We start from the raw sequence: 22,695 nt of genomic DNA on the forward strand, positions 1-22,695 counted from the left end.
AGCCTCGGTATCGGCGGCCGTACAAGGACGGCCGACGAGGTGGTTGGAGGACCCGATGCTCTCGAAAGCCCTGTTGCGCCTGGGCGCAAGCGCCGCCCGCCATCCCTGGCGGGTGATCGCGGCATGGCTGATCGCCGCCACGCTCGCCGTCCTCGCCGCCGTCGCCTTCGGCGGGCGGAATGCGGATTCGATGACCGCTCCGGGACTGGACTCCCAGCGGGCCGCGGAACTGATCGAGCGGGCCGGCACCGGCCAGGAGGGGATGACCGCCCAAGTGGTCGTCACCCCCCTCGACGGCGCTGCGACGTTCTTCGACGACGACGGCGCGCGCACCGCTCTCACGCGGCTGCAGACCGAGGTGAAGCGGCTGCCGCACGTGCTCGGCACGAGCGACCCGGCGGGGGCGCTCGACGCGGGCGGGGACACCGCCGTGCGCGGCGGCCTCGTTTCGGCCGACGGGCGGATCGCGGTCGTCCGGGTGCAGTACCCCGACCAGAGCCGGCTGTCGGCCGAAGACCTCGACGCCCTCGTCGATCTCGGCGACCGGCTGCGCGCCGAGCTGCCGCTGCGCATCGAGATGGGCGGGAACCTCTTCTACGCCTTCTCCGACCCCGACGGCGGCGCAAGCGAGCTGATCGGCCTCCTCGCCGCGGCCGCGATCCTGTTCTTGGCGTTCGGTTCGCTCGTCGCCGCCGCGCTGCCGATCGGCATGGCGGTCTTCGGGCTGACCATCGGAGTTGCCACGATGACGGTACTGGCGGGGGTGACGGACGTCCCGACCTTCGCCCCCGTCCTGGGCAGCATGGTCGGGCTCGGAGTGGGCATCGACTACGCGCTGTTCGTGCTCGCCAGGCACCGGGAGTACCTCGCGTGCGGGCTCGATCCGCAGGCGGCGGCCGGACGAGCGGTGGCAACGGCGGGGCGGCCGGTGGTCTTCGCCGGCGGCACCGTCGTCGTGTCGATCCTCGGCCTGGCGGTCGCGAACGTGCCGTTCATGACGGTGGGCGGGGTTGCCGTCTCGATCGTCGTCCTGACGATGGTGCTCGCGTCGGTGACGCTGCTGCCGGCCTTCCTCGGCGCGGCGGGCCCGCGCCTGGCCCGGGCCGGCCGGATCGGCCGGGCTCTGCAGACCGGGAAGCTGGGCCGACTCGCACGGCGGCGGGACACGGTGGCGGGCGCCGCTCCCGCCGCCGGTTGGCGGCGCTGGATCGGGCACGTCAGCCGGCACCCGGTGCTGTACGCGGTCGGCGCGGCGGGGCTGCTGCTGACCGCGACGCTGCCCGTGCTCGGCCTGCGCGTCGGCCTGCCCGACGACGGCTCACTGCCCCACAGCCGTACCGAGCGCCGGGCCTACGACCTCGTCGCCGAGGGGTTCGGCCCGGGCACCAACGGTCCCCTCGTCATCGCCGCGGACCCCACCGGTGATCCGGGAGTGCTGGACCGACTCGTCGCAACGGTCGCGGCGGATCCGGGCATCGCATCCGTCGCGCCGACGCACATCGATCGGGCCACCGGCATCGCGACCCTCGTGGTGTTCCCGACCACCAGCCCTCAGGACAAGGCCACGGCCGACACCATCGCCCGGCTGCGCACCGACGTGCTGCCCACGGCGATCGGGCACGGCCCGGCCAGGGCCCACGTCGGCGGCGCCGCCGCGAGCCTGTCCGATGTGGGCCAACGCACCAGCCAACGCCTGCCGGTGTTCGTCGCCGCCGTGCTGGCGATGTCGTTCCTGCTGCTGATGCTGGTCTTCCGCTCGATACTCGTACCGCTCAAGGCGGTACTGCTGAATCTGCTGAGCATCGGCGCGGCCTACGGCATCATGGTCGCGGTCTTCCAGTGGGGCTGGGGAGGCGCACTCATCGGGCTGGAAGCGACGGTTCCGATCGTGTCGTTCATCCCGATGTTCCTCTTCGCCATCCTGTTCGGCCTGTCGATGGACTACGAGGTCTTCCTCCTCTCCCGCGTACGCGAGGAGTACCTGCGCACCGGCGACAACGGCACGGCGATCGTTGAGGGCGTCTCGCGCACCGCCCGGATCATCACCTCGGCCGCCCTCATCATGGTGGCGGTCTTCCTGTCCTTCGCCGTCGCCGAGGACCCCTCCACCAAAATGTTCGGGCTCGGCCTGGCCACCGCGATCTTCATCGACGCCACGGTCGTACGCATGGTGCTGGTACCGGCGACCATGACACTCCTCGGCCGGACCAACTGGTGGCTGCCGAAGTGGCTGGACCGGATGCTTCCCCGCGGCCCGGTCGGCACCGACGACACCGACGCGGAATCCACGGGTGAGGCCTCGCGTCCACGGCTGGCTGACCGTTGACTCAACTCCTGCCCGCCCTTGGCGTCCGGCACCTCAGCGCGTCACCGACGGTGTTCCGCTCCTTGTAGAGATCGGCGTCGTGGCTGACGGGTCGGCCACCTCTGGAGCCCTTCTTCTTCCGGTTGGCGGCTTGGTCCTTCTTCTCCGGGATGACCGCCTTGATACGGCGTTTGCGCAGGTGGGCGCGGTTTCCGCAGGACGAGTACGCCTTGTCCCCGGCGACCGCGTCCGGCCGGATGCGGGGTCGGCCGACGGGCCCGCGTACCCGTACCTTCTTCAGGACGGGGATGAACTGCGGGCTGCCCGCTGCCTGGCCTGTGGTCAGGATGAACGCCAGCGGGCGGCACTTGCGGTCGGCGGCGAGGTGGACCTTGCTGGTCTGCCCGCCTCTGGAACGTCCGAGGAGGGCGGCCTTCAGCCGGAGTTTCCGCCGACGCCGGATGCGTCGTCGTTCTTCCAGCGCGGGATCACTTTCGGTCTCTTGCCCGTTTTGCTCTTCGAGGCCGCCTCCTTTGACCTGGCCTTCTCCTCCTCGGCCGCGGCTTTCTCCAGGGCGGTGACGACGTCCTCGTCGAGGTGCATCCCGGCCGCGTCGTGGTGGGCTCGGGCGGTGGTGGAGTCGATGCCGACCAGGGACAGGTCCACCTCACCCCGCTTCGCGGCTTCCGTGATCAGGCCCTCCAGCAGGGCCTCGAAGACGCCGGCGTCACGCCACTGCCGAAAGCGGTTGCGGACGGTCGACCAGGCGCCGAACTCCGTCGGCATCTCCCGCCACTGCCCGCCCGTCTTGAACCGCCAGAGCACGCCCTCGAACTGCTGCCGCAGTCGCTCGGGGTACGGGCCGTACTCGCCGATCGGCAGGTACGGCTCGATGAACTCCCAATCCGGATCGGTCAGTTGCACTCGCGTCACGTAAGACCGTCTATCGGACCGGACCGTGCCACGAAGGCACATCCCGCAAATTGATCACGACTCGATACGCGCCCTAGTGCGGTCACAGCACCAGGTCTCAGGAGCGCCCCAGTACGCGGGTCAGGCCCGCGACGAGTGTGGTGGCGAGGATCCATCCCGAGGCCACGAGGAAATAGGCGAACCATTGCTGTCCGCCCGCCGGGACGAAGGCCTTCTCCTGGCCGAAGTCGATGACGGGCAGCAAGAGGTCGAGCGTGTAGACGGTGGCGTTGAAGGCCGGGCCGCGGCCCGGCTCGGAGCGATGTGGCTCGCCGATGCCGAAGACCAGGGTGCCGAGGAGGGTGAGGCCCACGAGCCACGCGCCGGCGAGGCCGGGGCGGTAGCCATAGCCTGCGACGGCGTCCTGCAACCAGTCCCAGATCTTGGTCGCCCACGGCAGGGTCGAACGGTGGTGACGGTGTTTGGCGCGCAGGGTCCTGCGGGCTTCGCCGTCGTGGCCGAGGGCCCGATAGGACGCTGCCAGTTGCTCGTAGGGCTGGGGAAGGTACCGGGCGCCGAGGCTCTCCCGGAGCCAGGCGAGCCGCACGCCGGTCGAGCGGGGCGGGAGCGGAGAGAGCCGCTCGTAGGCGAGTGCGTCGAGATCCAGCAGCGGACCTCCTCGCGGGCGGTCGGCCATCGTGCCGATGGTCGCCCCCCGCAGTGATATCGACGGCGTGTCCGCCCTCGCGGTGTCGATGTCCAGGCGCCTGGCCCGGATCTCGTCGAGCCGGATCGCCGGCTCGTCCGAGGGGGCCCCGTGCACGACGGCTTTCGACAGGTCGGCTTCACCGCCGACCTGGGCGCCGCTGAGGATGACGCCGTGCGCCGCCCGGATGCCCGAGGCCCAGAGCGTGCCGCATGTCAGCAATTGGGCGACGAGGGCCTCTTCGGTGACTCCGGCATGACCGATGTCGGCCCGTCGCAGGTCGACGCCGTTGATCCGGGCGCCGGACAGGGAGAGCCACTTGCCCACCGACAGGCCGAAGCGGCCGTTAAACCATGACCCGATCGTGAGGAGGTTCCCGTTGATCCAGCCACCGACCGTGACCCGGTCGAGGTTGAGGTCGATCGTGATGTCGCTCCCCTGGATCCAGATGTTTCCCTCCACCACGGCGTCGCGCATGTCGAGGCCCGGGCAGCGCAGGGCTTCCGCGTTGAGCTCGGGCAGGTGGCATCCGTGCAGGTAGACGGCGAGGGTCGTGGCGTGCTGAAGGCCGAGGGGGTCGGAGAAGGAACAGGCGTCGAAGTCGATCTCGCAGTCGATGGTCGCCGCGGTCAAGTCGAGTTCACCCGTCACGCGTGCGCCCGTGACGTGGAGCGCGCGCACCTTCCCGGGGCGCGCGGGTGGGCCGTGGAGGAGCAGTACGGAGATCGCGTGGGCTCTGATCCGTCGCTCGGGGCCCCACGCCGCCGCGGTGGCGGGATCGTCGTCGGCGGCCACGCCCGTGCGCAGATCCACCGTGCCGCCGTCACGGAAGGCGGACCACAGGAGGCGCTCAGGGGCACTCCAGCCGTCCGGTGGTGACAGGTCGTCGGGCTCTGGGCAATTCGCCATGGTTCGTTGTACGGGAGGCACGGTCTCCGGCACCAGGGTGCCGCTCGCGCCGCGGCCCGGGCAGGGTCATCGGGGGTTGGATCGCGAGCTGCGGAAGGTACGGCGGTAGGCGTCCGGGGGCACGCCGATGGTGCGGTTGAAGTGCCGGCGCAGCGTCGTGGCGGTGCCCATGCCGGTCGCCGCCGCGATGGCTTCGACGCTGTCGCCGGTGGCCTCCAGCAACTCCTGGGCGCGCCGGATCCGTTGGGTCAGCAGCCATTGCAGCGGGGTGGTGCCGGTCACCGACCTGAAGTGGCGGCCCAGGTGGCGCGAGCTCATGTTCGCCCGGCGGGCCAGGTCTTCCACGGTCAGCGCCTGGTCGAGGCGTTCGATGACCCAGGGGAACAGCTCGCCGAGCGGGTGGTCGTCCTGGGCGGGCACCGGGGCGGTGACGAACTGCGCCTGGCCGCCGGCCCGGTGCGGGGGTACGACCAGGCGGCGGGCGAGCCTGTTGGCGATCGCCGAGCCGTGGTCCAGGCGCACCAGGTGCAGGCACAGGTCCATCGCGGCGGCCTTGCCGGCGGAGGTGAGCACGCTGCCGTCGTCCACGTAGAGCACGTCCGGATCCACCTCCACCCGGGGGTGGCGGGCGGCCAGGGCCTCGGTGTGCGCCCAGTGCGTGGTCGCGCGGCGGCCGTCCAGCAGCCCGGCGGCGGCCAGCACGAAGGCGCCCGTGCACAGGGAGGCCACCCGCGCGCCCGCCTCGTGGGCCGCGCGCACCGCGTCGACCAGGTCGGCCGGCGGGTCCACGTCGACATCGGCCCACCCGGGGACGATCACCGTGTCGGCGTACGGGAGTCGGTCGAGCCCGGAATCGGGCTCCAGCCGGAACCGGCCGAGCCGCACGGGGCCCGGCCCGCAGACGGCGACCTCGTACCAGGGGTCGGCCACCCCGGACAGGTCGGCGCCGAAGACCTCGTACGCCAAAGACAGTTCGAAGTGCAGCATCCCGTCGGTGACGGCCAGCGCGAGAGTGCTCATGTCCGAAATTGTACGGGCCATGTCGTTCCGGACACTCGCGCCGATCGACGGGGGCCGCCAGGATGTACATAGTTCAACATTCGAGGACGGCGGGAGAACGTGATGGCAACGGGTCAGACGGTGGCGGTATTCGGCGCGTACGGGCACACCGGGCGCTTCGTGGTGGCGGAGCTGCTCGGTCGCGGGTTCGTCCCGATCCTGTCCGGCCGCGACGCGGACAAGCTGGAGGCGCTCGCGGCCTCCCACCCCGGGCTCGACGCCCGGCAGGCCACGGTCGACGACCCGGCCTCGCTCGACCGCGCGCTGGCCGGCGCCGCCGCCGTGATCAACTGCGCGGGGCCCTTCGCCACGACCGCCGCCCCGGTGATCGAGGCGGCCCTGCGCGCCGGGATCCCGTACGTGGACGTGGCGGCCGAGATCGAGGCCAATCTCGACACGCTCACGCAGTTCGCGGAGCGCGCCCGGGCCGCGGACACCGTGGTGATCCCCGCGATGGCCTTCTTCGGCGGCCTCGGCGACCTGCTGGTCACCGCGGCGATGGGCGACTGGACGGCGGCCGACGAGGCGCATGTCGCGTACGGGCTGAACAGCTGGCACCCCACGGCCGGAACCCGCGACGCGGGCACGGTCTCCCGGCAGCGCAGGGACGGGCAGCGCGTCCGCTACAGCCAGGGGCGGCTGGAGTACCGCGATGACGCCGCGCCGACCCTGAAGTGGCCCTTCCCCGACCCGATGGGGACCCGGGCCGTGATCGGGGAGTTCAGCATGGCCGACATCGTCACCGTCCCCAGCCACCTGGCCATCCCCGAGGTGGTCACCTACATGACGGCGGAGGCGGCCGGCGACCTGGCGGCCGCGGACACGCCCGCGCCGACCGCGGTCGACGAGCACGGGCGGTCCGGGCAGACCTTCCTCGTCGACGTGGTCGTGCGCTCCGGCGGCGAGCAGCGGCGCGCCGTGGCGCGCGGACAGGACATCTACGCCGTCAGTGCGCCGCTCGCCGTGGAAGCGGTCCAGCGCGTCCTCACCGGACGGACCAGGACGGTCGGTGTCGCCTCCGCCGGCGCGGTCTTCGACGCACCCGACTTCCTGCGCGCCCTGTCCTCGTACATTTCTCTCGAACTGCACCAGTAGGAACTCCGGTTGGCGCCGCCCCGCCGTCCAGACCGCCTCACCGGACGAGCCCGCCGAGCCCGACGACCAGCAGCACCACGTCGGCCGCGGCCACCGCCATCGTGGCCAGGAACGGGAGCCTTCCGGCCGGGCGCCGGCCCGCGAGCAGCAGCGCCGCGCCCGTCGCGGCCAGCAGCCCCCAGCCGTACGCGGTCACCGGCCCCGGCGGCCCCAGGACCAGGGCGGCGGTCGAGCCGAGGACCAGCAGCCCGGCCAGCGCGGCCGAGACCCGTACGCCGAGCCGCTGCGGCAGCCCCGCCACCCCGGTCGCGAGGTCGTCGTCGATGTCGGGCAGGACATTGGCGAAGTGCGCGCCCGCGCCGAGCAGGACCGCGGCGGCCGTGAGCCACGGCGGCGGCCAGGGCGCCCCGGGCAGGCCGAGGGTGACGAAGGCGGGCAGCAGGCCGAAGGCGAGGGCGTACGGGAACCAGGAGGCGGCCGTGCCCTTCAGCCGAAGGTTGTACGCCCAGGCGGCCGCCACTCCGACGAGGTGCACCGCGCCGGCGAGCAGCCCGCAGGCCAGCGACAGCGGGACGCAGAGCAGCAGCGCCAGGGCCGCCGCCCGGGTGACGGCGGCGGGTGGGACCGCACCGGTCACCAGGGGTTTGTCGCGTCGGCCCGTGGCCCGGTCGCGCCGCAGGTCGGCCCGGTCGTTGGACCAGCCCACCGACAGCTGCCCGGCGGCCACCGCGGCCACGGTGACGGCCGCTCCCGGCAGGTCACGCCCCGCGGCGGCCGCCAGCGCGGCGGTGAAGAGGGTCACGGCCGCCGCGGGCAGCGGGTGACACGCCGCCAGCAGCCCGGTCAGCGTGCTTCCCGGCACGGCGGTCTCGTGGATCGGGGCGTTCTGCGTGATTCGCGCGGGCACGGCGACACGCTATGCGGCGCCGCGCCCGGTTCACCTGATTCATGGCGATGTGTCAGTTCTTTTCTATGGTGCATCAATGACACGTGTTCTGGCAGTGCGCAGCGTGTTCCCGCCCCACCGCCATCCCCAGTCCGAGATCACGGAGGCGCTGGCCCGCTTCCTGCCGCCCGGCCCCGACACCGCCCTGTTGCGGCGGGTCCATGCCTCGGTGCGCGTGGAGAGCCGCCACCTCGCGCTCCCACTGGACCGGTACGGGCCGGCGAACGACTTCGGCACGACGAACGCCCTCTTCCTGGAAACGGCCCTGGAGCTCGGCGCCCGGGCCCTCGAACTGGCCCTCACCGACGCCGGCCTGGCGGCGCCCCAGATCGATCTGGTCATGTCGACCACGGTGACCGGCCTCGCGGTCCCGTCCCTGGAGGCCCACCTCGCCACCCGCGCCGGGCTGCGCCCCGACGTGCGACGGGTGCCGCTCTTCGGCCTCGGCTGCGCTGCCGGAGCCGCTGGGCTCGGGCACCTCCACGAACACCTGACGGGCCGCTCCGGCCACGCGGCCCTCCTGTTGTCGACCGAGCTCTGCTCGCTCACCCTCCAGTCCACGGACACCTCGATGGCGAACCTGGTGGCCGGAGCCCTCTTCGGCGACGGCGCGGCCGCCCTGCTGGCCGTGGGCCGCGACCACCCCCTGTACGCCGCGGGCGCCGGACCCGAGGTGGTGGCGGCCCGCAGCCGTCTCTACCCGGGCACCGAGCACCTCCTCGGCTGGGACATCGGCCACTGGGGCATGCGCATGCTGCTCGGCCGCGAACTCCCGGAACTGGTCCGGCTGCACGTGGCCGAGGAAGTCGAGACCTTCCTCGCCGCGCACGACCTCAAGCCGTCGGACGTCGACGCGTGGATCTGCCACCCGGGCGGCCCGAAGATCCTCGACGCGCTCTCGGACGCGCTGGCGCTGCCGGATTCGGCCTTCGCGGCGAGCCGGCGTTCGCTGGCGGCCGTGGGAAACCTCTCCTCCGCCTCGGTCCTGCACATCCTGGACGGCATCCAGACCGCCGGACCACCGCCGCCGGGATCGGTCGGGCTGATGCTCGGCTTCGGCCCCGGCTTCGCCTCCGAACTCGTCCTCCTGCGCTGGTGACCCCATGAATCCCGTGAATCCCATGAACTCCGTGACCTCGATGACCTCCCTGGACCTGTACCTGCTGCTCATCGGCCTCGTCGTCGCCGAACGGCTCGCCGAGCTGATCACGGCCCGTCGCCACACCGCCTGGAGCATGGCGCGGGGCGCCCGCGAGTACGGCCGCGGCCACTACCCGGCCATGGTCGCCCTGCACACGGCGCTGCTCGTGGGCTGCGTGGTGGAACCCTGGGCCGCCGACCGGCCGTTCCTCCCCGGGCTCGGCTGGTCCGCCCTCGGCGTCGCCGTGGCCGCCCAGGGCCTTCGCTGGTGGTGCGTCGCCACCCTCGGGCAGCGCTGGAACACCCGGGTGCTCGTCGTTCCCGGGCTGCCGCTGGTGGAGGCGGGACCGTACCGGCTGCTGCGCCACCCCAACTACGTGGCGGTGGTCGCGGAAGGCATCGCGCTGCCGCTGGTGCACACGGCCTGGCTGACCGCACTCGGCTTCACCGTCCTCAACCTGGTGTTGCTGCGCGTGCGCATCGGCTGCGAGGACGCCGCCCTGACGGACGCGGGCAGGCTGCGCGCTCCCGCCTCCGTGCCGTCGGCGAGTGCCACCTCGTGATCGACCTGCTGATCGCGGGCGGCGGTCCGGCCGGGCTGGCCACCGCCATCCACGGCGCACTCGCCGGACTGGAGGTCGTGGTCGTCGAGCCGCGGACCACCCCCATCGACAAGGCCTGCGGGGAGGGCCTGATGCCGGGTGCCGTACGCCGCCTCCTCGAACTGGGCGTGCCCGTGACCGGGCAGCCCTTCCACGGCATCCGCTACGTCGACGCCGTGAGCGGCCGGCACGCGGAGGGACGCTTCCGCGCCGGCCCCGGCCTCGGCGCCCGGCGGACGGTGCTCCAGGCCGCGCTGGCCGAACGGGCCGCGCAACTCGGCGTACGGGTGCTCCGCCAACGCGTCGACCAGGTCCGCCAGGAGGCCCACCACGTCAGCGCGGCAGGACTCACCGCCCGCTACCTCGTCGCGGCCGACGGCCTGCACTCCCCCGTCCGGCGCGGGCTCGGCCTGTCGGCGCCGCCCCCGCCCGGCCGGCCGGCGCGCTACGGGCTGCGCCGCCACTACGCCGCCCCGCCGTGGAGCGACCTCGTCGAGGTGCACTGGTCGGCGCATTGCGAGGCCTATGTGACCCCGCTGGGGCCCGACCGGATCGGCGTGGCCGTCCTGACCACCCGACAGGCCCCGTTCGACGTACAGCTCGCCCGTTTCCCGCTGCTGGCGGAGCGACTGGCCGGACGCGCCGACACGCCGGTGCGGGGTGCCGGACCGCTGCGTCAAGGGGCTCGCGTACGGGTGGCGGGGCGCGTGCTGTTCGTGGGGGACGCGGCGGGGTACGTGGACGCGCTGACCGGGGAGGGGCTCACCCTGGCCGTGACGGCGGCGGGCGAGCTGGTGCGCTGCGTGCGGGCGGGGCGGCCGCAGGCGTACGAGCAGGCCTGGCGGGACCTGTCGCGCAGCTACCGCGCCCTCACCGGCTCCCTGCTCTGGGCCCGCCACCAGCCGCGGCTCGCTCCGCGGATCGTCCCGCTGGCCGCCCGGCTCCCGCGGGTGTTCACGCGGGCGGTGAACCTGCTCGCGTGAAACGGCACCCCGCGCGCAGGGCGCGGGGTGCCGCTCGACTCGAAGCCGGTCGGCCGACTGGCCGGCCGCCTAGTGCTGTGGCCGGAAAGGTTTGCCGGGTCGCGGCGTCCGGTGCGGTGCATCGCAAGGCGGAGGACCGCGACTCGTACTGGACGTACCGGCGCGGTCCGACAACGCGGCGAGGTGCCGTGCCGGGGGCCGCGACCCGGTGAACCTTTCCGGTCACAGCACTAACTCTCCTGGCGGTTCCTCAGGGCCAGGCCGGACAGGACCGCGCCGGCCGCCGCGCAGAGGACGACGGCGACCCCCGCCCAGGCCACGGAGCCGCCCACCGCACCGTCCAGCGGGTCGAAGCCCGCCGAGCCGCCCAGTATGTGCAGCGCCACGACGCCGAGGGCCGTGACCGCACCGGCCCGCCACACCGCCGTGGTGTCGCGGAGCGCCAGCAGCGCACCGGCTCCCAGGCAGAGCACGGTGACGAGGAGGGGCAGCAGGTCCACCGGGGTCGCGGCCGGCAGGGCCGACAGGTCGCTCGGCAGGTGCAGGGCGCCGCTGACCAGCAGGGCGATCACCACGGGCCAGCGCAGGACGCGCCGCAGCACCGGGGAGCCGGCCGCCTCCTCGACGGGAGCGGTGCGGCCCGGCGGCTTCTCGTACAGCACCGAGTACGGCTGCTCGTACGGCTCTTCGTACGGCTCGGCCGACTCGACGGCCCCGACCGGCTGCACGGGCTCCGCGGGCTCTGCGGGCTCCACGGGCTCTGCGGGCTCCGCGGACCTGGCGGGGTGTCGCCGCTCCGGGGTGCCCTGCTCGCCCGACCTGCCCTGCTCGCCCGACCTTCCCGGCGCGCCCGACCCGCCCGGCTCGTCCTTCCCGAGGATGGTCACCAGCAGGGCCACGTCCTCGATGGACCGTCCGACGGCGGCGGCGCGCAGCGTGATGTCCGCCTCGACCACCTCGTGCGGGTGCTCGCCCAGAAGGGCGACCATCCGGCGTACGTCGTGCACGGGCCGGGTCACGGCGGCCGTGCGCAGCGCCTCGTGTCCGGCGTCGGGCAGGTGGCCGCCCTCCTTGAGGAGGCTCACCAGTGCGGTCACCTCTTCGACGGGACGGCAGGTGGCCGCCGTCTCCAGCAGGGTCCGCATGGGCTGTGCGCCCGGCACGTCGGCGGCGTCGGCATCGGGGGCGTCGGGTGCGTCGGTCGTGTCCGGGGCGGTGGTGTCGGGGGTCCCGTGGCGGTCTTCGTGTTGCGTCGCCGCGAGAGTGATGGGGTCATTCATGGAAAGCTCCGTTCGCCGACGCGCGGGTCTACGCATCGCGCGCCGGTCATCGTGCGTCATGGGAAGCGCACGCTTTGTTACATTGACTGTCAGTTCTGCTCACTGCGCCATTCGGGGCGGGCAAACGGGGATCGCCCCCCGCGCCCCAAGGGAAAGGGCGTCGTCCGTGCCCGACATTCGCAAGGTCCGCCGTTGGTGCGTCGCGCTCCTGCTGCCCGTCGTGATGCTCCTGACGGGCGCCGCGGCCGGTCCCGAGCGGCCCGTCGTGGACACCGACCGGGGGCCGGTACGCGGGCGCTCGCACGGCGCGTACCGCACCTTCGAGGGCATCCCCTTCGCCGCTCCCCCGACCGGCGCGCTGCGCTGGCGGCTTCCGGAGCCGGTGCCCCGCTGGGAGGGCGTACGCGATGCCGGAGCCGTCGGTTCCCGCTGTGTGCAGCTGCCCGTGCTCGAACCCGGCGGGCCGGTCGGCTCCGAGGACTGCCTGTACCTCAACGTCACGGCTCCGACGGGCCCCGCGGCCCGGGGCCGGCTCCGGCCCGTCATGGTCTGGTTCCACGGGGGCGGCTTCTTCAGCGGTGCGGGCGATCACTACCGGCCCGAGCGGCTGGCCGTCGAGGGTGGCGCCGTCGTCGTGACCGTCAACTACCGGCTGGGCGTCTTCGGCCTGTTCGGCCATCAGGAGCTCGGCGGGGCCCCCGGGTTCGCACTGGCGGACCAGCGGGCGGCCCTGCGCTGGGTGCGGGCGAACGCGGGACGCTTCGGCGCGGACCCGCGCAACGTCACCCTTTTCGGTGAATCCGCGGGGGCCCTCAGCGTCTGCGCGCACCTCACTTCCCCGGCGTCGGCAGGGCTCTTCCACAAGGCGATCGTGCAGAGCGGATCGTGCTCGACCACGATGCCACCGCGGTCGCTGCTGCCCGGCCTCGGCACGTACGAGCCCTTCGTGCCCGAGCGGCGCACGGTCGCGGACGGCGCCCTGGCCGCGGCCCGGCTCGGCTGCGACCGGCCCACCGGGGTGATGGACTGCCTGCGCCGGCTGGACGCCCGCACGCTCGCGACCCCGGAGCTGATGCAGGGCTTCTCCCTGGTCTCGTACGGCAACAGCGCGCTGCCCATGGAGCCCCGGCGGGCGCTGGAGGCCGGGCGGTTCCACCGGGTGCCGGTGATGCAGGGCACCACCCGGGACGAGATGCGCCTCTTCCTCGCGCAGACCCTGGCGGCGTATCCCATCGGCGACGCGAGCGCCTACCGGGCCCGGCTGGAGCTGTCCTTCGGCGCCCCGGCCGCCCGCGCCGTGGAAGCCGCCTACCCGGTGTCGGCCCACCCGACCCCGGCGGTGGCCTGGGCCACCGTGCTGAGCGACGCGTCGTTCATCTGCCCGACGCTGCGGGACGGCGAGGCGCTCGCCCGGCGCGTGCCGACGTACGGCTACCGGTTCAGCGACCGTGGCGCGCCCAACTTCACCGGCCTGCCGGAGGCCGCGGGGCTGCCGTACGGGGCGGCCCACGGCTTCGAACTGCCCTACCTGTTCACGATGGCGCCGCTGTCCGGGCCGCAGCGGGAGCTCGCGGACCGGATGACGGGCTACTGGACGGAATTCGCCCGCACCGGTGTGCCGCGGGCGCCGGGGGCCCCGGACTGGCCGGGTTTCCGGTCGGCGGGCCCGGTGCTGTCCCTGGCGCCGGGGGCGGACGGGATCCGCGCCGTGGACGCGCGGGCCGAACACCACTGCGCGCTGTGGGACTCGCAGTGGCCCGGGGTCACCAGTTCTGGGTGATGACGGTGTGTTCGGGGGTGCGCAGGACCACGGTGCCCTTGTCCCCGTAGACCTCGCGGCGCCATGCGGTGAACACCTCGGCGATCCGGCGGGCGTCCTCCGCGGCTCCCTTGCCCACGGATCGGGTGGTGAAGGTGATCCTGGCCTCGCCGACCGTGCGGACCTTCCGGACGCGGGTCTCCTTGACGACCATGTCGTCGTCGAACTCCGTGCGGTGCTTGGCGTAGTAGGCGTTGAAGTCCCGGGTCATGTCGAACCAGTCGGCCGTGCCGCAGGGGCCGCCGCCGTTGGCCATGTCGCCGTCCGTGGGCGGGCCGACGTAGGCGCCCGTCTCCTGATCGGTCGGGGGTCCCGCGTACCCTCCGGTCTCCTGATCGGTGGGCGGACCGGCGTAACCGCCCGTCTGCTCGTCCGTGGGAGGACCCGCAGGGGCACCCGTGTCCTGGTCCGTGGGCGGGCCGGCGTACCCGCCCGGGTCCTCGTCCGTGGTCAGGTCGAGGTCGCACTCGGCCGGTGCGAGGGTCGGTACGGGGGCGGGCGCCGCGGCCTGCCCCGCCCTCGTGGTGCCGCACCCCGCCAGGACGGCGCACAGGAGCCCCGCCACCACCACTCGCCCCGTCACGGACCCCGCTGTCACTGTCATGTCCATCCCCCTTGGCCATCAAGAGGCGATCGGACCGGTCGGGGTTCCACATCGCGGTCAAGTCATCGCGCCGGCTGCGCGAGGACGACGCGCTCCCCCACCCGGACCGTTCCCGGTGTGATGACCTCGGCGAGCACGTCGAGCCGGTTGTCGTGCGCCGCGGCGATGGCCTTCAGGATCAACGGCGAGTGCGGAAGCTCCTGCTGGGCCTGGTTGGTCATCACGCAGCGCTCGCTGGAGCGCAGGAACCCGATGCGAAGGGTGTCCCCCACCCGGGCCTCGCGCCCGATCCACTCGTCCTCGACGAAGGGCGGGGTACCGGGCGGTGTGCGCAGGAGGATGTTCGGCCGGAACCGGCGTTCGTCCGTCGGCACGTCCGGCACCTCGCGGCGTATCCAGTCGAGGGTGGCGGTGGTGAGGACGCTGAGCGGCAGTTGGTCGAAGTGCGAGATCTCGCCTTCGCGGGCCAGCTCGACGTCGTCGCGGCCGAGGTAGGCACGGAGGTACGCCGTGGGGTCGGCCACCGCGCGTCCCTGAGGGTCGATCAACTCGGGCGGGCCCGGCTCCTCGCGGGCGGCGTCGCCGCGCGGACAGCGGGAGCTCAGGTTCAGCAGACCGTCCATCCGCCGGAAGCGCCGCGTGCTCTTGCCCGATCCGAACTTGCCTGCCGCGTCCCGCACCGCGTACAGCCGGTCGCCCACCAGTCCCCGGTGGTCCACCTCCGCGCTGCGCAGCCGTTCGCCGCCGGTCGACTTGATCGGGTACCGCCACAACCGTTCGATCACACCCACATAGTCCGTCACCCCTGTGACGCTAATCCACCCGACGACCAGGTGTTCGCCGTGCTCAGGAGGCCTACCGTGGTGTCATGACCGGTCTCGCGGCCCGCCCGCTGCTCTACCTCGATGTCGACGGACCACTCATCCCGTTCGGGGCGGGCCCGTACCCGCAGGGCGACGACGCCAATCCCCTGCTCGCACGGGTCGATCCCACGCTCGGACCGCGGCTCGCGGCCCTGCCGTGCGAGCTGGTGTGGGCCACGACCTGGATGGCGGAGGCCAACGAGTGCGTCGCACCTCGGCTCGGGCTGCCCGAGCTGCCGGTGGTGGCGTGGCCGGAGCCCTCCGACGAGGACGGGCGGGGCCGCATCCACTGGAAGACCCCCGCCCTCGTCGGCCACGCGGCCGGACGCCCCTTCGTCTGGGTCGACGACGAGATCACCGGCGCCGACCGGGCCTGGGTGGCCGCGCACCACCCCGGCCGGGCACTCCTGCACCGCGTCGATCCGGGCCGGGGCCTGACCGACGCGGACTTCACCGAGCTGCGGGCGTGGTTGCGCCCGAGGTAGCCGTCCAGGACGCGGCGACCAGGGAGCGTTCCGCCGCCGCGAGGTGGATGGCGGCGGCCAGCCAGGCCCAGGCGTAGCCCTCCGGCGAGGGGTCCGCGAGGCGGCCGAAGGCGTCGCGGGGGCGGCGGTCGGCCTCGGCGGCGAGGGCGGCGGCCAGGTCCGCCGCCGCGGTGAGCCCGGCCCGGCGCAGCGGGCCGTACGAGGCCGGGGCCGTCGTACCGCGGGCCGCCTCGGCGACGGCCCGGCGGCCGCCCGCGACCCCGGTCTCCAGGAGGCGGCGTACCCGCCACAGCGGGGAGTCGGCCAGCGGGTCCGGGCCGACTGCCACCGGCTCCACGGCGGGGGCCACGGCCGTCGGGGGCGGGAAGTGGCTGCCCTGGAGGCGGTCGTAGCCGAGGTCGGCGCGGCCCAGCCACTCCTCGGGCAGCCGCAGCGTGTACGGCGCGCCGGGCACCGGGCCGACCGCGAGGGGACGCAGGGTGGCGGCGCGGTCCAGGTCGGGGCGGCCCAGGACGCGCAGCAGCAGGCCGGGGTACGAGGCGATGCGGCGCAGGTTCGCCGTGTGCGCCAGCTCCGGGTGCGGGTGCGCGGGCAGCAGCCGCAGCAGCGGCGCGTCCGGCCGTGCCTCACGGACCAGCAGGTGCTCGCCGGACGCGCCGACGACCGTGACGTCGCAGCCGAGCAGCGCGGGCTCGGCCGCGTCGGCGGCGTCGGGTGCCTCGGCCAGCAGCTCGGCAACGGCCTCGGCCGCGGGGCGGGCGAAGAGCGGCGCGGCGGGCTGCTCGGTCCAGGGCGCGCCGCGCAGCGGGGTGGCCTTGACCCCGCGTCCGGCTCCGAGCCGGCCCTCCGGGGAGACCGTCGCCCCGACGATACGCAGGCCACCGCGGGCAAGGCCGGCGTGGTCGAGGGTGGCGCCGCCCAGGGCCACGGAAGCGGAACCGGCTCCGCGGGCGCGGGCCAGGCCGCCGGGGCGGACGTCGGAGACCGAGTAGCGGGTGCCGTCCGCGGCCAGCAGGTGGGTGACCACTCCGCCGTATCCGGTGGCGGAGAGCACGGGTTCCCGGCACAGGCCGTACACGTCGAGGCTGCCGCCCGGCGCGTAGGCGCGGCGGACGGTCCCGGTCAGCGCGGGGTCGGCGGAGCCGGAGGCCAGCACCGCGGCGGTGTGCAAGAGCTCGCGGAAGGCGCGGGTGAGGTCGCCGAGCCGCTGGGCGGCCTGGCGGTCCCGGGCGCCGCGCAGGCCCCGTACGACACGGAGGGCGGCTGCCTCGGCGCGCGGCAGCCCGGCGAGGCGGGCGGTGTGCGCGGCGCGCAGCAACTCGGCCTGGACGACGGCTCCCCCGGCCGTGACTCCGGCGGCCAGGGCTTCGGCGGCCGCCCGCCAGAGCGCGGCCGCGGCGCCGATCTGGGCTTCGGTGAGGGCCGGTGAGGGCTCGGCGGCCTCGGCTGCCTCGGCGGCCGATGCCGAAGCCGATGCCGCCGTCGGCCCCGGCTTCGACCCCGGCTTCGGCTCCTCCAGCGGCGGTGCCGGCTCCGGAGGCGCCGCGTCCGCGAGCGGGGCCGCGCCCAGGGCCGCCGCCCGGTGCAGGCAGCGCGGTGCCAACAGGCAGCTGCACGTGGCCTGTTCGGGCTCCGTGACCGCTCCTGTCGGGCCGGGGCGCAGGGTGACCAGGGCGTCCTCGCCGAAGCGGACGGTGACGCTGCCGTCGGCCGCGCGGGCGGCGCGCTCCGCGCAGCTTTCGGTGGCGGCGTCCAGCTTCTTGCGCAGGCGGGCGGTGAGGCTTTCGACCGCTTCGGCGAGCACCTCCGGTGCAACGGGAGGCAGTTCGGCGGTATCGGTGCTCAACGGGATGCTCCACGGAGGCGGTCGCCCACCCAGCGGGCGAGGGCGAGGGGGCTGAGGGCGGCCACGGGCATGCCGGCCGCGACGAGTTGCCGCGCGACCGGGACCGAGTACCTGGGCGTCCCGGCGTCGTCGAGCGCGGCGCAGCCCAGCAGGTGGGCGCCGGAGGCGGCCAGCGCGCGGACCTCCCCGAGGAGCCCGCCGATCGGGGCGCCCTCCTCGAAGTCGCTCACCACGACGACGAGGGTGCGGCTCGGGACGGTGATCAGGGAGCGGGCGTGCGCGAGACCGGCGGCGATGTGCGTACCGCCGCCGACGCGGACCTCCAGCAGCAGCGAGAGCGGGTCCTCGACCCTTTCGGTGAGGTCCACGACCTGGGTGGAGAAGGCGAGGAAGTGGGTGGACAGGGTGGGTACGCCGCCCAGCACCGCCGCGGTCAGGGCCGACCAGATGACGGAGGCCTCCATGGATCCGGACACGTCGACGACCAGGATCAGCCGCCAGTCGGCCTCGCGGCTCGCCCGGGTGCTGAAGACGGGCCGCTCCGGGACGACGACCACACTGCCGTCGGCCCGGCGCCGGGTGTGCGCGAGGTTGGCGCGCAGGGTGCGGGCCAGGTCGAGTGTGCCGCCTGGGCGGCGGGTGGGGCGCGGGGTGGCGAGGCCGGAGAGGGCCGGGCGCAGCCGGGTCGCCAGTTCCTTGGCGAGCTCGTCGACCAGCCGCCTGACCAGGGGGCGCAGCCGGGCGAGCTGGGCCTCGGGCAAACCGCCGGCCAGGGACAGTACGGAGCTCAGCAGTTCCACGGAGGGCCGTACGGCCGCCGGGTCGAGCTGGGTGAGCACGTCGGTGCGGCCCGCTTCGGCCGCTCCGGCGAGCACCTCCTCCCGTACGTCGGCGCCGAACAGCGCTTCCAGCTCCTGCGACCACTCCCGGGCGGTGGGGAACGAGGCCTCTTGACCGCCGCCCTGGCCGCGCCCCTGGCCGCCTTCGATGCCGCAGGCGCCTTCGCCGCGCCCGGCACCGTACAACTCGTCCAGTGCGTGGGCGTAGCGGCGGGCGCCGGCGGGGAGCCGGTCGCGTTCGCGGCCGAGCAGCAGCCGCCAGCGGTCGGCGGGGGCGAGTCGCCGGACGTCGGCTTCGGGGGCGGGATCGCTGGGTGCGTCGAGGGGCTGCGGCACCGCTACCGGTACCGGTGCGTCCGTCGCGGGCAGCGGAAGGGCCTTCAGCGCGGCGAGTCCGGCGGCGTCGGCGGCGGCCCACAGGGCGAGCAGCGCGGGTGACGCGTCGAGCGCGAGGTCGATCCGGTCGCCCAGCCGCTCGGTGACGGTGTCCAGCAGCCGGTCGCGGGCAGCGGGTGCGAGGGCGTCGAAACCACCGCGCAGGGCGGGGAGCCGGTCGAGGAACTCCTGGTCGGCGAGGTGCTCGACGCGGTCGAGCAGCGGGGTGAGGGCGGCCGAGGAGGACTGGAGCAGGGGGCCGGCGGCGGTGAGGAGTCCGGCGAGCCGGCGGGTCAGGGCGCGCCGGCTGTCGGCGGTGCCCGCGCTGTCGATCCAGCCGGCGGCGCGGGTACCGAGCTCGGCGGCCGGGTCGAGGTCGAGGAGGACCCGTACGGCCAGGGCCGCGCCCTGCATCAGCGGGGAGGCCGTGGCGGCCAGGGCGGCGAGCGCGGCGTCCGTGCGCAGGCCGAGGTGGCGGGCGGCGGCGCGGTCGGCGAGGGCCACGAGGGCGCCCGCGTCGGCGGGGTCGTCGCTGCCGGCGAGGCCGGGCAGGGAGCGTACGGCCGCTTCGAGCAGGTCGCCGGTGAGAGCGGCCGCGGTGGCGCGGGACGCGGCGGAGGTACCGGGGAGGTGGCCGCGGTGGAGGGCCTCCAGGAGGTCGAGGGCGTCGAGGAGTTCGGGCAGGGTCGCGGTCTGCGGCAGGGCGGTCGCCGCCTCGTGGAGGCGTACGTCGACCAGGGCGGGCAGATCGCACCGCGCGGCGGCGGCCAGCCCGGCGAGGATCTGCGCCGGGGTCGGCCCGCCGTCCGCGGCGGCGCGGCGGGCGGTGTCGCGCAGCGTTCCGGCGGCCGCCTGGGCGGCGGTGACGCCGCGGACGCCGGCGAGGTCGAGGCGGGCCGGGACGGAAGGCGTCCAGGAGAGCCGCCACTTGGTGCCGAGGGCGGTGCCGTCGCCGGTGGCGGCGACGGTGAGGGGCTCCCCGTAGGAGGCGCCGCAGACGAGGAGCCGTTGCAGCAGGACCTCGCGGCGGCCGTCGAGGGCGGAGCGGAGCGGGTCCAGGCGGATCTCGCGGGGTGCGGGGTCCTCGGGGGACGGCAGCCGCAGCGCGGCGAGTTCGGCCTCCACGGAGGGGCCGAGGCCGGAGCGGGGTGCGTGCGGGGTGATCCGCCCGCGGGCGGCGCCGACGAGCACGGCTTCGAGGGCGCGGGCCAGCGCCCGGCCGCGGCCGAGTGGTTCGCCCTGGCCGAGAACGGTGGTGACGGCCTCGAGGAGCTCGCCGCGGCCGGGCGCGGGGAGCCCGCGCAGTACGGCGAGGTCGCAGGCGAGCCGCAGGGTCTCGGCGGCCTCGCCTGTACCGGCGGTGTGCCCGGCGCGGCGCAGCTCCCGGCAGAGCCGGGTGAGGGCGACGGAGGCCGCCTCCCGGACCCGCCCGGGGTCACCGGCGGCCTCCAGGACGGCCTGCTGCCAGAGCGGATCCCGGATCCCGGCGGGGTATCCGGAGCGGGAGTCGAGCAGGTCGAAGGAGTAGGGCACGAGCGAGGTGACGGCCGGGTCCGCGTGCGCGCCGTCGGCCGCCGGGCCCGTTCCCCCCGTTCCTCGGCCCGTTCCCCGGCCCGTTCCCCGGCCCGTTCCCCGGCCCGAGCCACGCTCGGCCCTCGGGGCCGTGCCGTCGCCAGGAGCGCGGCCCGCCGCGGCGGGCGTGCCGGCGGCGGCCTCGGAGACCGTCGCGTGCGCGGTGGGCTCGGTGTCGGTCGGATCGGCCCCGGGGGCCGGGCCCAGGAGCGCCGGGGCGTGGAAGGCGCCGATGACCGCGGCGACTCGGTGGCCCTTGGCGGTGGCGTCTGCGATCACGCTTCGCATGTGGGACTCGCGGGCCAGGTCGGGCGCCGGAACGGTGGTGGTGTCCGCGCGCAGCGCCCATCCGACGGCCAGTGCGGCGCGCCGCACGGCTTCCGGGGAGCAGCCCGGTGCGAGCACCTCGACGGCTCGGTCCCACAGGTCCTCGCCCTCCCGCCCGGTCCCGGCGGCGGCGAGGCCGTCGGCGTAGGAACCCGAAGCCCCGGCCGGCCGGGACGGCATCGGGCCCGGATCCTGACCCGGGAGCAGTTCCCCAAGCGAGTCCGGACCGGAGGCCCGCACCCGAACCGCGGCGGAAGCCGTACCCGCAGCCCGGGACGTGTCCGAAGCCGCGTCCGGGGCCGCAGCCGGATCCTCGGCCGGGGTCCGGTTCGGGTTCGGGGTCGGTGACGTCCAGCCTCGGTCGGACAGCGGGAGGTCGCAGCAGAGGACGGCCGCGCCGGACCGGTGGGCCCAGCGGATCGCGGCCAGTTCCGGGGAGAAGTCCGCGAACGGGTAGAAGGCCAGGCGGCCGGCCTCGCCCGTGCCCGCGAGGGCGACCGGGGCCACGGTCTCCGGGTCGGCCAGGTGCTCCAGCCACGGCTGGAAGTCCGTCGGGAGCTCGACGCAGACCACGTCCGCACCCGACGCGTCCAGCAGGGCCGGAACCACCGCCGCCAGGGCGGGGCTGTGGTGGCGTACCCCCAGCAGGTACGGCGCACGGGACGCCGCGAGCGCGTCGACGACGACGCGCGGGTCGGTGGACGTCAACGCAGGCTCCCGCGCAGGTCCCAGAGGCGGCGCCACATCGCCGAGCCGTCCTCGGCGCGGCGCCGGACCGGGCCGTCCCAGTAGCCGAGGAGGCGGCCGTGGTCGGCGGGGTCGTCCTTGCGGACCACGCCCAGCAGATGCCCGGGCAGCAGGTCCAGCACGTCCCCGCCCGGCAGGTACGCGGCAGCGACCCCCAGGGAGGCCGCCACCTGCACGGCTTCGGCGGTGGACATGACCGTACCGGGGCGTTCCACGTCCCAGCCCTCGGCGGAGCGCCCGGAGCGCAGGTCGCGGAAGACGGTGACGAGCGCGTCCAGCACGGCGTCGTCGACGCCGAAGGCGGCGCCGGCGCGCTGGACGGCGGCGACCGCCTGGCGGCGGATCAGCGTGGCTTCGGCGTCGGCGTCGGCGATCGGGTCGACGGTCTCGAAGTTGAAGCGCCGCTTGAGGGCGGCGGACATCTCGGAGACGCCGCGGTCACGCAGGTTGGCGGTGGCGATGACGGTGAAGCCGGGGGCGGCGGAGACCACCGCGTCCTCGGTGGCGGTCAGTTCGGGCACGCTGACCCGCCGGTCGGACAGGATCGACACGAGCGCGTCCTGCACCTCGGGCAGGCAGCGGGTGATCTCCTCGACGCGGGCCACCCGCCCGGTGCGCATGGCGGAGAGCACCGGGGAGTCGACCAGGGCTCCCGCACTCGGCCCCTGCGCGAGCAGCAGCGCGTAGTTCCAGCCGTAGCGGAAGGCGTCCTCCGTCGTGCCGGCCGTGCCCTGCACGGTGAGGGCGCTGGTGCCGCAGACGGCGGCGGCGAGGAGTTCGGACAGCATGGACTTGGCGGTGCCGGGCTCGCCGGTGAGGAGCAGGCCGCGCTCTCCGGCGAGGGTGACGACGCAGCGTTCCACCAGGGCGCGTTCGCCGACGAACTTGGGGGCGATGACGAGCTTGCCGCCGCCCTGGGGCAGGGCCAGTTCGGCTCCGTCGCTGCCGCAGACGAAGGTGACGACGGCGCGCGGGGTCAGGGCCCAGCCGGGCGGGCGGGGGCCGGGGTCCTGGGCGGCGAGGAAGGCCAGTTCGGCGGCGTGGCGCTCCTCGGCGGGCAGCACCTGCCGGGCGGGGGCCATCCGTTCGGTGACGGTGTCGGTGTCGGTGACGGTGTCGGTCATGCGGGGTCCTCGAAAGTCTCGGGGTTCGGGAGTCGGGTGGGTGGTTGGTGCGGAAGGGATGGACCGGCTCGGTCCGGGGCCGGGGGGGGGGGGGGGGGGGGGGGGGGGGGGGGGGGGGGGGGTGTGGGTGGGGGGGGGGGGGGGGGGAGTTTGAGCC

At 74.7% G+C, this 22,695-nt stretch carries 16 protein-coding genes and 1 pseudogene; 7 read left to right on the plus strand and 10 right to left on the minus strand.

The window, feature by feature from the left end; translation table 11 throughout:
* Nucleotides 1-55 precede the first annotated feature (55 nt).
* A complete protein-coding gene (locus tag ACZ45T_RS28225) occupies nt 56-2,326 on the plus strand; it encodes an MMPL family transporter (protein ID WP_468446089.1) in 2,271 nt (756 codons plus the stop codon).
* A 46-nt stretch (nt 2,327-2,372) separates the two neighbouring features.
* Here the strand turns inward: ACZ45T_RS28225 and ACZ45T_RS28230 are convergent.
* The 3 genes and pseudogenes from ACZ45T_RS28230 to ACZ45T_RS28240 form a co-directional block, all read right to left on the minus strand.
* Nucleotides 2,373-3,238 (minus strand): annotated as a pseudogene (locus ACZ45T_RS28230) (transposase); the annotation flags it as partial.
* 97 nt (nt 3,239-3,335) lie between these two features.
* Entirely contained in the window at nt 3,336-4,832 is a 1,497-nt protein-coding gene (locus ACZ45T_RS28235) for a hypothetical protein (protein WP_468446091.1), read from the minus strand.
* A gap of 66 nt (nt 4,833-4,898) precedes the next feature.
* Complete coding sequence (locus ACZ45T_RS28240) at nt 4,899-5,852, minus strand: helix-turn-helix domain-containing protein (RefSeq protein WP_468446093.1); 954 nt, start codon at nt 5,850-5,852, stop codon at nt 4,899-4,901.
* A gap of 102 nt (nt 5,853-5,954) precedes the next feature.
* Between ACZ45T_RS28240 and ACZ45T_RS28245 the strand changes: the two genes are divergently transcribed.
* Nucleotides 5,955-6,986, plus strand: a complete 1,032-nt coding sequence (locus ACZ45T_RS28245; RefSeq protein ID WP_468446095.1) for a saccharopine dehydrogenase family protein — start codon at nt 5,955-5,957, stop codon at nt 6,984-6,986.
* A gap of 37 nt (nt 6,987-7,023) precedes the next feature.
* Here ACZ45T_RS28245 and ACZ45T_RS28250 read toward each other — a convergent pair whose 3' ends face one another.
* A complete protein-coding gene (locus ACZ45T_RS28250) occupies nt 7,024-7,893 on the minus strand; it encodes a UbiA family prenyltransferase (protein WP_468446097.1) in 870 nt (289 codons plus the stop codon).
* A 76-nt stretch (nt 7,894-7,969) separates the two neighbouring features.
* Here ACZ45T_RS28250 and ACZ45T_RS28255 point away from each other — a divergent pair, with 76 nt between their 5' ends.
* From ACZ45T_RS28255 to ACZ45T_RS28265, 3 genes are read left to right on the plus strand one after another with little or no spacing between them, the layout of a single operon-like run.
* The gene (locus tag ACZ45T_RS28255; RefSeq protein ID WP_468446098.1) at nt 7,970-9,031 is read left to right on the plus strand and encodes a type III polyketide synthase; all 1,062 of its coding nucleotides are present in this window, start codon (nt 7,970-7,972) and stop codon (nt 9,029-9,031) included.
* Nucleotides 9,032-9,053: 22 nt separating this feature from the next.
* Nucleotides 9,054-9,635 carry an isoprenylcysteine carboxyl methyltransferase family protein gene (locus ACZ45T_RS28260; RefSeq protein WP_468446100.1) on the plus strand — a complete coding sequence of 194 codons (582 nt, stop codon included), beginning with the start codon at nt 9,054-9,056 and terminating at the stop codon, nt 9,633-9,635.
* The gene (locus tag ACZ45T_RS28265; RefSeq protein ID WP_468446102.1) at nt 9,632-10,657 is read left to right on the plus strand and encodes an NAD(P)/FAD-dependent oxidoreductase; all 1,026 of its coding nucleotides are present in this window, start codon (nt 9,632-9,634) and stop codon (nt 10,655-10,657) included. The genes ACZ45T_RS28260 and ACZ45T_RS28265 overlap by 4 nt, the downstream gene beginning before the upstream one ends.
* A gap of 230 nt (nt 10,658-10,887) precedes the next feature.
* Here the strand turns inward: ACZ45T_RS28265 and ACZ45T_RS28270 are convergent, their stop codons facing one another.
* Entirely contained in the window at nt 10,888-11,937 is a 1,050-nt protein-coding gene (locus ACZ45T_RS28270; RefSeq protein ID WP_468446104.1) for a hypothetical protein, read from the minus strand.
* A 166-nt stretch (nt 11,938-12,103) separates the two neighbouring features.
* On the opposite strand from ACZ45T_RS28270, the gene ACZ45T_RS28275 reads away from it, so the two are divergent.
* A complete protein-coding gene (locus ACZ45T_RS28275) occupies nt 12,104-13,717 on the plus strand; it encodes a carboxylesterase/lipase family protein (RefSeq protein WP_468446106.1) in 1,614 nt (537 codons plus the stop codon).
* Here the strand turns inward: ACZ45T_RS28275 and ACZ45T_RS28280 are convergent.
* Both ACZ45T_RS28280 and ACZ45T_RS28285 read right to left on the minus strand, forming a co-directional pair.
* Nucleotides 13,701-14,360, minus strand: a complete 660-nt coding sequence (locus ACZ45T_RS28280; RefSeq protein ID WP_468446108.1) for a hypothetical protein — start codon at nt 14,358-14,360, stop codon at nt 13,701-13,703. The two genes, ACZ45T_RS28275 and ACZ45T_RS28280, sit on opposite strands and share 17 nt — an antisense overlap.
* Nucleotides 14,361-14,422: 62 nt before the next feature.
* A complete protein-coding gene (locus ACZ45T_RS28285) occupies nt 14,423-15,163 on the minus strand; it encodes an MOSC domain-containing protein (RefSeq protein ID WP_468446110.1) in 741 nt (246 codons plus the stop codon).
* 65 nt (nt 15,164-15,228) lie between these two features.
* On the opposite strand from ACZ45T_RS28285, the gene ACZ45T_RS28290 reads away from it, so the two are divergent.
* Nucleotides 15,229-15,708 carry an HAD domain-containing protein gene (locus ACZ45T_RS28290; RefSeq protein ID WP_468446112.1) on the plus strand — a complete coding sequence of 160 codons (480 nt, stop codon included), beginning with the start codon at nt 15,229-15,231 and terminating at the stop codon, nt 15,706-15,708.
* Here ACZ45T_RS28290 and ACZ45T_RS28295 read toward each other — a convergent pair.
* The 3 genes from ACZ45T_RS28295 to ACZ45T_RS28305 are packed head-to-tail and all read right to left on the minus strand — an operon-like array spanning nt 15,674 to nt 22,538.
* On the minus strand, nt 15,674-17,554 hold the full coding sequence (locus tag ACZ45T_RS28295) for a hypothetical protein (protein WP_468446114.1): 1,881 nt from the start codon (nt 17,552-17,554) through the stop codon (nt 15,674-15,676). The genes ACZ45T_RS28290 and ACZ45T_RS28295 overlap by 35 nt on opposite strands.
* Complete coding sequence (locus ACZ45T_RS28300; RefSeq protein WP_468446116.1) at nt 17,551-21,375, minus strand: DUF5682 family protein; 3,825 nt, start codon at nt 21,373-21,375, stop codon at nt 17,551-17,553. The genes ACZ45T_RS28295 and ACZ45T_RS28300 overlap by 4 nt, the downstream gene beginning before the upstream one ends.
* Entirely contained in the window at nt 21,372-22,538 is a 1,167-nt protein-coding gene (locus ACZ45T_RS28305; protein WP_468446118.1) for an ATP-binding protein, read from the minus strand. Before ACZ45T_RS28305 ends, ACZ45T_RS28300 begins: the two co-directional genes overlap by 4 nt.
* Between the last annotated feature and the right edge of the window lie 157 nt (nt 22,539-22,695).

Source organism: Streptomyces sp. NPDC030995 (genome assembly GCF_055571215.1).